Consider the following 12,098-nt stretch of genomic DNA (forward strand, 5'->3'; position numbering starts at 1 on the left):
TCTCGGTCTTGTAGAGGAATCACAATCTTTCAAGTTTTAAGTTTAGTACGAAGGTAGAAGAAAGAGTCATACTAGTCAATATGCCATTTTGGGGATGCTTGGTTTGGGAATTTCCACCGTTTTGGAGGTTTCACTGAATTAAGTCACCATATAGAAAAATTTGTTTATTATTAATCATCATAAACGGCATCTCTTCTTTTCCAGAGGAAAGATTTTCTAACCAATATAACTTATTTTTTGGAACATTATGAAATATCACATATTCATAACTAGCCTTAACTTTTCCTGCTGACTTCCAGCCGTCTTTATCCCAAAAATGTAACTGATACCATTCATTACTATGAATGCCATTGTCAGCATTTTTAGGAGCAAATCTTACCTTTTTTACAATTTGGGGTTGTTTTAACCGAAGTGTTATATTAGGATATGCTCCTGGTGCAGTTTGCATGTTTCCGTCATACTCTGACTTTCTTTTCATATTATCCCACAAATCATCTAAAAGTTTAACATACTTTTTTTCATTCTTCAGTAGCATGGTATCTTTTGGTGATAATATATCACATCTTTGAGCCTTCATAACATTTGGATATTCAAAGGTTGAAGAAGTTATCCATTCCAATATAGAAATATTTGCATATGGAGATGATTCAGAAGCCTGAAAACGATAAAATTTAAATTTTCCCGTTCGGTCAAAACTATATTCTCTTAAAAAAGGAGCTGGTGATTCCTTTATTGTATATAGGACTATTGCATCGCTAAAATCGCTTTTGTTTGCGCCTAAAAATACACCACCGACTAAGTTTTCAGCTATATTTTTCATTTTTGATTTACGTGGATACTTTCTTGTCAGAATAAGTGTACCTTCATCCTCGCAAGATTGGCTTGAGCAATTTATTTTTGAAACGTAAAACTCTTTTCCTTCTTTTTTTACATAAAAAGGTTCACCAAAAAAAATGATTTCTTTTTTATGACTATAAAGCATTGGGAAATATAGGATATTCGGAATAACATTTTCAAATGTTACACTATTACAATCATGATTAATTCTACCCCATGTTACTGGTATTACCCCATTGTTTTCCTTTTGGAAAGTAGCTAAATATGCCAAATTGTTATCTACAGCAATATTAAACGGTAATGTGATTTTCGTTGTTTCTTTTAAATAAGCAGTTACATCCCTTATACATGGATTATTAAGTATTTCTGGTACAAACTCATTTTTGTTTCTTTGAAAATAAGGAGTGTCTTTCTGAGCACTATACATGAATCTATATACATTTGTTGCTTCTTTTATAGCCCAATCTAAATCACCAGGTAAAGAACTTTCAGGGTTAAAACTCTCCCATTTATTTTTCTTATCATTCCACACACTACAATGATAATGGCTTCCTGGTAAAGTTTTATAACTTATATTATATTCTACCATTACGGGTAATCCGCAAGCGCGAAGTATATTACAGCCATAAGAGGCTATATTTACACAATCATGTATTCCATTAACATACAAGTCATATTGGCCTGTTGGAGATTTCCATTTGCTTTTTCCATTTAAATCTCTCATATTAATTATAGCTTGGTTATAGCTATCGACTGTTTCTCTTAAAGATAACACTCCTGTAGTAGGCACGTATTTCCCAAACCACTCTTTAAAAGATTTACCTGTTTCTAGAAAACCAATATCCTCAATGGAACGATATGGTAATATATATTCTTTAAAATCATCAAAACTAAGATTTTTAGCGAAAACGGACTCTTTCCATGATACAAATGCATTATCAATATGTTCTTTCAAGAAGTGAAAAGAAATAGTTTTTATATCGTCAAAAGGAGTACTATCAATATCTATCTGGGGTATTATGATATTTGACATTTCTGCTATCCGTTTTTTTCGAATATTATTGAGGCTATCTCTCTGGTCATTCATGTCCATATCGGAAAATCGTATTGAAGCATATATGCTATCCGTTTCCATTCGCCAGTATTTCAAACCGGTAGAGATTTTGGTTATACATCCTATTCCCTTATGATATTTCATGTTTTCTATTAAAAAAAGTGCTGCATCAAACTTTTGTCTATCAGGATTAATATATTTGTAATACAATAATGTTTTTTTTAACTCCCATTCATTACCTTTTGCTTCCTCAGGTAATGATGGAAGGGTTAATAAAACAACCGCTAATGCCATCAATAGCATAAAGGTCAACGATAATAAAGTACGTTTTATCATAAAATATTAAATGACAACCTTCTTTTTTGGTAAATTAAATATTTTTACATTATGAACTGAGATATAATTTAAGTACACTTTACTAATGATAATAGATTAAAACTGGAGAAAGGCTATAATTAGATTCAGCCCTGCACAAGTATCAATTATGTGTCCGTAACCATTCTATTTTCCGCCACGACAATTTTATCGGCTGTTTTTCAGCCGATAAAATAAAAAAGTCCGTAAGAAAATATTTTTGTTTTAACATTCCGGTTTATAAAAACATGGCAGAAGAGCCTTCCTGTCGCAGTTATTACCATGAAGAATACATTCAAACAAGTGCTTCAGGTAATCCTGAGGATCTATGTCATTAAGTTTGCAGCTTTCTATCAGAGAGAAGATGAATGCCGAGTTTTCTGCGGCTGCCTCACTTCCTATATTCATACAGTTCTTGAGCAGCAGCTTTACAGGTTTCATTCTTTGCTCACAGAGATTGTTGGATATTTCCGCTGAACCGTCCTTGAGGATATTTCTCAAGGACTTCCACTGGTTTAACGTATAGTTCACGGCCTTTCTCATCAGTTCGTTTGCCATGATTTTGGTATCCTGCATCATCATGACCACCTTATGATGGATACGCTCAAGAATCGGTCCCGTAAGCTTAAGTCTTTTTTCCTTAATCTGCTCGCCGCTGAGTTTCATCATACGGAACAGGTCTTCATTTCTGAACATATCACCGATAGGATTTATTATGTCCATCGCCGTCCTGTCTGAAGGCAAGGCATCAACCCACAACCTCCTGCAGTGCGTCCAGCATCCTATGTGAAGCACCTTTGAGGCTTCTCCGTCAAACATCCTGTAAACCGTATATCCGTCAGTGGATATGGTTCCCATAAAATATTCCAGGAACGACTTTGCCGTATCGGAAGACCTGCTGCCGTTGTTATAGTGATAATAGACCATCTTTATATGCTTTGCAAAGAAAGCCCATAAGTACTTTCTCCTGTAAGCCTTACCTTCCGGTGTTTCAACTCCAACGAGTTCGGTAGTCTCATCAACCATAAGGTATTTTGCCCTCTGTACAAACTCCTTGAATGCATCTCCGATAAATTCCTTTAGTTTGGCGATTCCGTTATGGATATAGCTGTTCAGCGTGGTGTTGCTTATATGGATACCTTCTCTTGCAAGCAGCCTTATCTGTCTATTTTCAGGCATGCTGAAGTCATATTTCAGACAAAGCAGGCGGACAAGCAGTTCAGGAGAGAAGATTCCTCCAAGGTTTTTCAGCGGATGCTCCATCGTGCTTGTGAAAGTGCCGTCGGCAAGCTTTACCCTCGCCACCTTGTACACATGCTCCACATTATGAGCCCTTACATGTTCTATGACCCTGTATTCCCACACATCAGCCATTCCGTTACGGTTCATAAGCCTTGCACCATCCGGGAGTTGGTAATAATCTTCTATTTCATGAACAACTACCTTATCCACCTTCAGCCTGGTCTTTTCTGCACGGGGAGCTGTTTCCTTTTTCCTTGAAGGCCTGCAGTTCTGTGCAGGTACGTTACCGGAAGAGGTATTGCTGCCAGTACCGTTACCATCTGCCTTATTATTATCATCTTTCTTATCAGAGCCGTCATACTCGGACTTCTCCATTGCCGACTTGTCAATGTTACGGTTGTTCAGCAGCCTTCTTTGTTCGGAGGTACGGCCGAAACGATGTTTCCTGCTGTCCTCAAGCTGAAGCCTGAGATTGGAAACCTCATTTGCCAGCATCATGTTCACCTCGTCTTTTGCCTCAAGCTGCTTTCTCATAAGTTCCATTTCTTTTCGATAGTTTTCGACTGTTGCGGACAACTCATTGATTGTATCAACCAGAGCCTTGGAGTTCTCTTTGTTTGATTCTTCAATAGCCTTAAGCCTCGCAATCAGTTCGTTTACCTGTTTGCGAAGCCCTGCCTTTTCCTCATTTGCCAGACCCAGCTGGCAGCAAAGTAACTCGTATGCTCTTTCATCAATCATGATATAAAGGTACGAAAAATCAGGCAGTTACGCAAACTTTTTACCGTTTATTTTTATATTATTTTATTGATAATCAGTGTATTAATATTAATATTTCGGACTAACGTACATCTTGTCAACCACTATGCTTTCCGTAAGATAGGCCATATCCGACCATTGTATCCGGTAGCATTTGGAGACCTCATCAAATACAGGTTTCTTGAATCTACCCATGACTGGACGTTTCTCATAAAGCACATAAAAACCGCGTTCGTAATGAAGTATCTTCACGACCTTGCGGTTACGGGACATGAACATATATACATTGGATGTATCACTCGGATCGAGTGATATCTCTTCCCTTATACTCTCACACAGACGGAAGATACCTTTCCGTAAATCCACATTACCGTTGAACAGGTAATAGTTCAGGTTAGCACTCAGTCCAAGCATATCATCCTATCATTTTATTAAGCAACAGACTCAGGTCAAGAACGGTGGTATTTCTTAGAAACAGTGTTGCGCCGGATGTCAGTTGTAACTTAACCCATTTTATTGGCGGTTCGCCTTCAGGCTGTTTCACTTCCATCTTCACGGTTGGACTGTTGCAAGGCTTGCCGGTTATCTGGACTTTGGCAACCTTGGGTTGTTCAGTCTGAACTGCCTTACCTAACTTCTCACTCCACAGCTGGTGACGCTGCCAGTTCATGAACTTGTCGTAATTTACTCCATAATCCGCACAGAACTCCCGAAGATCCTTGGTCTCGCTGCATAACTGGTAGAGGTCATATACCTCTTGGTAGTTTACTTTCTCTTTTGCCATAATCATTATTGTTAAAGGTTACGGCGCAAAGGTAGGGTTGTGAATAATGTGCGTCAAGGCGGAAAATAGTATGCTTACTATGTGTCCAAATGAATTGTGTTGAGTTACTGAATTGAATAATATTCGACAGATACTTTTCTAATCTATGGCCTCTCCAGTTGTAAAGTTAAGTATTACTAAATGATATAATTTCCATTTTTTGCCAATTAGTTTGTAATAAGAAAAATTCTTAATCTTATATATACTAGTACAACAAGGCTTATAGTGCATACAAATCCTAAGAAATAATAAACGATTTTCGTCTTAATTTCATTTGCTTGGGATATATTTTTTATTATTTTACTATATGTACATATATATATCCATAACACTAATGATATAAATAATATTTGTGTTACCATCATTGTCTATTTTACAAATGTTTAAAATCTGATTAATTAAAATAAAATCAAATAAGTCAAATTAATACTGCATTTTATGTCATTGCTTGTTCTTACAATCGCTTACACATGTGTTATATTCGAGTGTTAACCTGTCAAATTCAATCATAGCAAGTGAGTAACCTGTGATAAGCTGTATTAACGCCGGAATTGATAATGTTCCAACACTCATACAAGCCTCAAGTATAGAAGCACCACCAGCACAAATTGTTGAAGAAGCAAGGAATAATAAGCCCCACCGATATGAATCTTTACATTTATCTATGCATGCTGAATTATCAGATTCAGAACGTGTTTTCAGCGTTTTAATATTTATTATATTTATCTCATTTTTTAATTTGGGTATTTCTAAAGCAAAACTTTCGACAAAAAGATTTTTCTCATGACTGTTGAATAGTAAAAATTTTTTATCTTTAAACACTTCTTTTTCCACTTTTTTGAATTTATTCAATAACGTATTCAGGTTCTTTATGTCACTTTTTGAATATATCGAATTAAAAGATTGAATAAGTTTTTCTTTAAAAAGAGCAGAGTCATTAGAAGTTGAGGTTAAAACTCTTTGATAATTAATTACTAAAGAATCGATATCTGCCTTATTCTTTTTTGAATTAATTCTATTTACTTCAAACATTAATTCTCCATATATACTTCTATATTCGTCTAGAAATGGATTGTTTCTTTTAAATTCATCGATTTCTGACACTCTACCGGAAAATGTATTTTCTTTTTCTGATTCAATACAGTCCATATTACAGCTACTAAATATTGGGAAAATCAACAGTGTGAATAAAAATGAAATTTTTGTATTTCTCATATAAAATAAAAATTAAAGATTTGTTTCAAATCTGTATTAAAGAATAGATTAATTAAGTTTTAGATATATAATTCAGTATATTGTTAAATGTGACGTATGTCTTACCTCCTTTCTTTTTGTATTGTTAATAATCTAAATTCTAACTGTAATTGTAATATATCATCAACAATGCTTTTTATAAGCCGTGATGCTTATTTATATATTCAGTCATTTCATTCTTAATAAAACTTACCGTAGCTGATTTTATTTTTACCTTTTTTTTTAAAATTGAACAAGCCATTTTCTTTGCTTCATTTCTCTTACCTTGTTTATCCAGCAATAATACAATATTGTATAAAGGAACAAATCTATTTGGACACATGTAAGCAGCAACTCGGTAATGTTTTTCCGCGTTAATAAAATCAATTTTTGCTTTATATATTTCAGCCAATAACAATTCTAAATCATAGTCTGCCCACAAAGCTCTGCATTCCAATGCAATTATTAAAGCTGTATTAAACTCATTATTTAAATATAATTTTGTTGCATAATTGTAAAGAAAGTAGCGATCTGTTTTTAATTCTGAATACACAAGTTTGTATTTCTCTATTATTAAATTCTGCTGACAGGTAGGAGATGATTCAACTGTTTCCGACCATAGAAGTTCTGCTTTTATTTGCCTATATGTTCGGTTGGCAATCCAAAAACATACAATAAATAGACCTACGGAAACTATTCTATAATAAGAAGGAGGTAAATTATAGAAATCTTTTAATAAATTTCTAGTGGCATAACTTAATACCAACCACACAAACGGATACATTAACGGATAGGAAAAGGTAGCAAAAATACTTATTTCTAACCAAACTAATATGGCATATTTTTTCTTATCATTTGGATGTCGAATATAGGCATAGTACAAATAAATAAACCATAAGAGGAGAATTAATATTCCAATTATCCCAAAAGAAACCAAGACATTTAAGTATTCATTAAAAGGATATTGTACAGAATCTGCTAAAAATGCATAATGGCTATTGGGATTTCGTTCGAAGTAAGAAGCTTGATAATCCATATAGTGCGCTTCAAAACCACCAATGCCCCAACCAAGTAACAGATTATCTTTTATCATATTCATTGAACAAATCCAAACTAACAGACGCCCATCTGCTGAATCCTTTTTCATCCAATAAAGGCTAACTATCAAGAAGGAAAAAAAGTAAAAGAAATACTTTCTTTCTTCTTTAGAGAAACGTAGATACTTCCATAACCAAATAGAAAAAACTATTGATAAACTCATAATTCCTGTACGTGAATGTGAAAAAATCATAGCAATTGTTATTATTATCCCAACTATGATTCCTAAAAACTTGTGTCTTCTTTTCTTCGTTGCCAACTGGAGGCAATACGGAAAACCAGCACAAAGACAAACAGCAAATCCGGCAGTATTATCGAATGTACCTGTTAATGTGGAAAAACTATTTTTTTCAGAAGTAATGATACTTAATAATCCATAACAGGCCTCTAGTCCAACTATACTTACTATTACAACTTCAATTAAATAGGGGAATTTTATCGAATAACGCTTAAACGGATATACATAATGTAAAGCTGTATCAATCCCCCAAAAAATGAATCCAATAGCTAATATCATCCATTTAGGAACTAAATAAGAGTCCACAAAAAGTGAAGAGCAAAAAAATATGGTTCCCATAGCTGTTAGGCTAAATATCATCACACGCATCATAAATGCAATGTTTTAAAAGGTTAACAAATAATTTATAATACAGAACTATTATATCTCAGTCTTTAAGAAAAGGTTAACTGGCTTGTATTTTATCTGTATCTAGTTTAGTCTTATTTCAATATCATTTTATCCCAAAGTCCTACATCCTTTATGGCGACAAATTGGTAGGTTACAATGGGAATCTTTATGCTATAGTGACTCAGCAAAAATAATTATTTATTTGATATAAGAATTAGTATTCATGGTTTTTTATGTCATTTAACAACCTATAATACTTACAAAAGGTTTTTTCTCAGTACTGCCAAAGAAGTACTGGCATTGGAGGAGAATTGTAGCAGTTTTAGTTTTTAATAAGTACAGAATGTCTTGCCTGGAGTGCTTTATCCTTGTATGTCCTTTTTCAGTGTGAATACAAACTCCAGTCCGCCGGTCGGCATGTTTTTGGCAAAGATGGTACCTCCGTGGAAAAGAACGGCATTCTTGACGATGGCCAGTCCTAATCCGGTGCCTCCTAATTTCCGCGACCGTCCTTTGTCTACACGGTAGAAACGTTCGAACAGGCGGTTCAGATGTTCTTCCGGAACTCCCACGCCTGTGTCTGAGAAGCTGAAATAGTAGAACTTTTCATCTTCCCGGAAACACTTGATGGTGATTTGTATATTCGTTCCTGCGTATGCGATTGCATTATCTGTCAGGTTTCGGAAAATGGAGTAGAGCAACGAACTGCTTCCGGTCAAGATGATTTCCGGCGGGAGCTTGTTGACCACCGTGATGTGTTTCTCTTCCAGTCCCAGTGTCACTTCATTCAGAATGTTCTCTACAATCTTGCTCAAGTTGACCGATTCTTTTTCTACCATTTCCGGGGCTTCATCCATACGGGTCAGGACGGAGATATCCCGTAGCAGGAAGGTCAGCCGGTTGCTTTGCGCATAGCTTCTTTCCAGGAACGTCCGTACATTCTCCTGAGGAATATTCGGATTGTTGATGATGGTTTCCAGGTATCCCTGAATACTGCTGACGGGCGTTTTCAGTTCATGGGCAATGTTTTGGGTCAGCTGACGTTTCAGGCGAGCCTGCTCTTCTTCCTGAGTGATATCGATGATGGATATCTCAAACGACATATCTTGGAAGATGATACATTCCAGCGTGAAGCTGCGCGCATTCTTGTTGATATGTAGAGAATAGCGTTTCTCTTCTTTGTTAGGATTGCCTTCATTCCGGTTCAGAAATTCCGTGATAGGTTTCAGTTCCGGAATGTCGAAAATCTCATTGGTGGAACGCAGGTTCCGGTCGGAAATGTTGTTGATGTATTGTGTAAACAGGTTATTGACCAGAATCTCCTTTCGCTCCTTGGTGAAAACACCCAGTCCCTCGTGTGAGGTCTGGAGGTGAGAAATCAGTTTTTCACGCTCAATGTAGAGAGCTTCTTTGGCCCGGTGCAGTCGTTTGTAAATCTTGATGATGTGCTGCGAGATTTCTCCCAATTCGTTTTTAGGGAAAGTTTGCAGGATATCCATGTCAATCGGCTCATTGCGGTCGGCCTTCATCGCAAACTGCTGTAGTTTGGTGATGGATTTTCCGAGCTTTCGTGTAAAACGATAGAAGATAAAAATCAATACCAGGCAGATGACAAGGGCAAACCACAGGTAGCCGGAGTCAGCTTGCAGGTGCTCAGCCAGGCTCAGGTTGTAGGGTAGGGCGGCCCGGATGATGAGACGGTACGGAGGGAAATAGCGTGCCGAGTAGAAATATTCTTCTCCCTGAATGCTTTCCGACTGTCGGCTGATGGAATATCCGCTTCCATACATCAGTGCGTCTTGTACTTCTTTGCGGGAGGAATGGTTGGCAAATTTCTGCCAGTTGGCATTGGTGTTGTCGTAAATCACCTTTCCGGAAGGTTCGATAAGGGTCACACGTAGGTTCGGCATCATGTGAGTGGTCACATAACGCTGCATGGAATCCGGGTTGAATCCGTGGTGTTCGGAAATGAAATCGCACAGCTGGTTGTTGTAATTCTGTAGTTGTGTGTTCAGCAGTTCTATTTTATAGGCTTTTTCGCGTTTGTATTGGAACAGCATGAAGCATACTGCATATCCCAGAAACAGGAATATGACAGAAAAGAACAACCTCTGGCTGAAAGGGAGGATGCGGTAAGAAAATTTTGTCATGGTTATACAGCCCTCATTTATTCACATTCAAAACAGTAACCATAGCCGAGGCGGGTTACAATGTATTGTCCATATTCACCGATTTTTTTGCGAAGACGTGTGATGTTGACGTCGATGGTGCGGTCGAGCACATAGACTTCGTCATGCCATACTTTGGCCAGAATGTCTTCGCGCGAGAATACTCGTCCTTGATTTTGAAGCAACAGCAGAAGTATCTCGAACTCTTTCTTGGTCAGTGAAACTTCTTCATTGTTAATGGTGACTTTTTTCTTGGGTATATTGACCACCAGACCTTTATAAGTGAGCTGGTCTGGCACTTGGGTCTGTACACCAGCCGTTCGGCGCAACACGGCTTTCACCCTCATGATTACTTCACGGAGGGAGAAAGGTTTGGATATATAGTCATCCGCTCCCAGGTTGAATCCGGTCAGTGTATCATTTTCCGTGTCTTTGGCCGTAATGAAAATGATAGGAATATTTTCGGTGTCCTTGTTCTTTTTCATCATGCTGGCCATTTTGAAACCGGAGATTTCTCCCATCATCACGTCCAGCAATATCAAATTGTAGTGTGGAAGATCCAGTTTCAACGCTTCTTCGGCAGAGTTGGCTGTGTCTACCGTATAACCTTCCATTTCGAGATTGAATTTCAGAATCTCGCACAGGTCTTCTTCATCGTCTACGACTAAAATCCGATAATCGTTCATGCGCATTTTCTATTAAGATTAATACAAAATTCTATATGATTTAGTTTTCGTTACAAAGATGACCTCTTTTTGTTTCGTCCTTATGAAATAGATGTTACATTTGGGTTACAACACCGGTTTGGTAATCTCTCCAGCAATGGAACGGCTCATTTCAAGGCGTATTTCCTTGGGGCTGAGTCCGTGGCCAAGCAGGAACATCAGTTTGGTCAACACGCTCTCCACCGTCGCATCGTATCCGCTGATGACACCGGCATCCAGCAAGTGAAGTCCGGTTTCGTATCGAGCCATCTCTACCATACCCGTCTGGCATTGTGAAATGTTGACGATGACGATACCTTTTTCTGTAGCTTCTGCCAACAAGTGGATAAACCAAGGTTTCTGAGGTGCATTTCCGGACCCGTATGTCTTGAGCACTACTGCCTTCAGTCCGGGGGTATTCAGAACTGTGCGTACAATGTTTTCCTGAATTCCCGGAAAAAGTGTCAGGATAATCACATTCGTGTCGAATACATAATGCGCATGCATGGGTAAACTTGGATTAACCTTGCGGATACGGTCGTATTCATATTTGATATGGATTCCGGCTGTGGCCAGCGCAGGGTAGTTATAGGAGCGGAATGCATTGAAGTTTTCGGCATTAATCTTGGTGGTACGGTTGCCCCGTAACAGATGATTCTCAAAGAAAATGCAGACTTCCGGTACCACGGCTGTTCCGTCGGGATGTTTGGCGGCTGCAATTTCAATGGAGGTAATCAGATTTTCCTTTCCATCCGTACGCAACACTCCGATAGGCAACTGGCTTCCGGTAAGAATCACCGGTTTGCTGAGGTTCTCTAACATGAAGCTCAAGGCTGAGGCGGTATAGGCCATGGTGTCGGTACCATGCAGGATGACGAAACCGTCAAAATTGTCGTAATTGTATTGTATAATCTTCACCAGTTTTGCCCATAAAGCAGGTTCCATGTCGGAAGAATCAATGGGAGGGTTAAACTGATAGGAGGAAATGCGGTAGTTGAATCGCTTCAGTTCCGGTACGTTTTCCTGCAGTTGGTCGAAGTTAAAGGCTTCCAGTGCACCGGTTTCCGGGTTTTCAATCATACCGATTGTTCCTCCTGTGTAAATGAGTAATACGGAAGGATAATCTGGTCTTATCATTTGCTATTTCGTTTAGTTTGGCACAAAGATAGCAAAAATATGTTTATACAGATAAATTACC

The 12,098-nt window shown here is 37.7% G+C and carries 9 protein-coding genes; all 9 read right to left on the minus strand.

All coding sequences use genetic code 11. The features are described from left to right. Window positions 1-130: 130 nt before the first annotated feature. Window positions 131-2,227 (minus strand): hypothetical protein, encoded by a 2,097-nt coding sequence (locus tag OIM59_RS04175; RefSeq protein ID WP_299172756.1) that lies wholly within the window; start codon window positions 2,225-2,227, stop codon window positions 131-133. A 243-nt stretch (window positions 2,228-2,470) separates the two neighbouring features. Beyond that, window positions 2,471-4,228 carry an IS66 family transposase gene (locus tag OIM59_RS04180; RefSeq protein ID WP_303895019.1) on the minus strand — a complete coding sequence of 586 codons (1,758 nt, stop codon included), beginning with the start codon at window positions 4,226-4,228 and terminating at the stop codon, window positions 2,471-2,473. An 87-nt stretch (window positions 4,229-4,315) separates the two neighbouring features. Further along, window positions 4,316-4,660, minus strand: coding sequence for an IS66 family insertion sequence element accessory protein TnpB (gene tnpB / locus OIM59_RS04185; RefSeq protein ID WP_303895021.1), 345 nt, complete (start codon window positions 4,658-4,660; stop codon window positions 4,316-4,318). A 1-nt stretch (window position 4,661) separates the two neighbouring features. Then, the gene (locus OIM59_RS04190; protein ID WP_303895024.1) at window positions 4,662-5,030 is read right to left on the minus strand and encodes a hypothetical protein; all 369 of its coding nucleotides are present in this window, start codon (window positions 5,028-5,030) and stop codon (window positions 4,662-4,664) included. A gap of 480 nt (window positions 5,031-5,510) precedes the next feature. After that, window positions 5,511-6,284 carry a hypothetical protein gene (locus tag OIM59_RS04195; RefSeq protein ID WP_299171108.1) on the minus strand — a complete coding sequence of 258 codons (774 nt, stop codon included), beginning with the start codon at window positions 6,282-6,284 and terminating at the stop codon, window positions 5,511-5,513. Between the two features lie 175 nt (window positions 6,285-6,459). Next, window positions 6,460-8,010, minus strand: a complete 1,551-nt coding sequence (locus OIM59_RS04200; RefSeq protein WP_299171105.1) for an O-antigen ligase family protein — start codon at window positions 8,008-8,010, stop codon at window positions 6,460-6,462. Between the two features lie 380 nt (window positions 8,011-8,390). Further along, the gene (locus tag OIM59_RS04205; RefSeq protein WP_303895262.1) at window positions 8,391-10,178 is read right to left on the minus strand and encodes a cell wall metabolism sensor histidine kinase WalK; all 1,788 of its coding nucleotides are present in this window, start codon (window positions 10,176-10,178) and stop codon (window positions 8,391-8,393) included. A 17-nt stretch (window positions 10,179-10,195) separates the two neighbouring features. Beyond that, window positions 10,196-10,882 (minus strand): response regulator transcription factor, encoded by a 687-nt coding sequence (locus OIM59_RS04210; protein ID WP_072543919.1) that lies wholly within the window; start codon window positions 10,880-10,882, stop codon window positions 10,196-10,198. Between the two features lie 105 nt (window positions 10,883-10,987). Beyond that, window positions 10,988-12,037, minus strand: coding sequence for an asparaginase (locus tag OIM59_RS04215; RefSeq protein WP_299171097.1), 1,050 nt, complete (start codon window positions 12,035-12,037; stop codon window positions 10,988-10,990). Window positions 12,038-12,098 lie beyond the last annotated feature (61 nt).

Source organism: Bacteroides mediterraneensis (assembly GCF_025993685.1).
GTDB lineage: Bacteria > Bacteroidota > Bacteroidia > Bacteroidales > Bacteroidaceae > Phocaeicola > Phocaeicola mediterraneensis_A.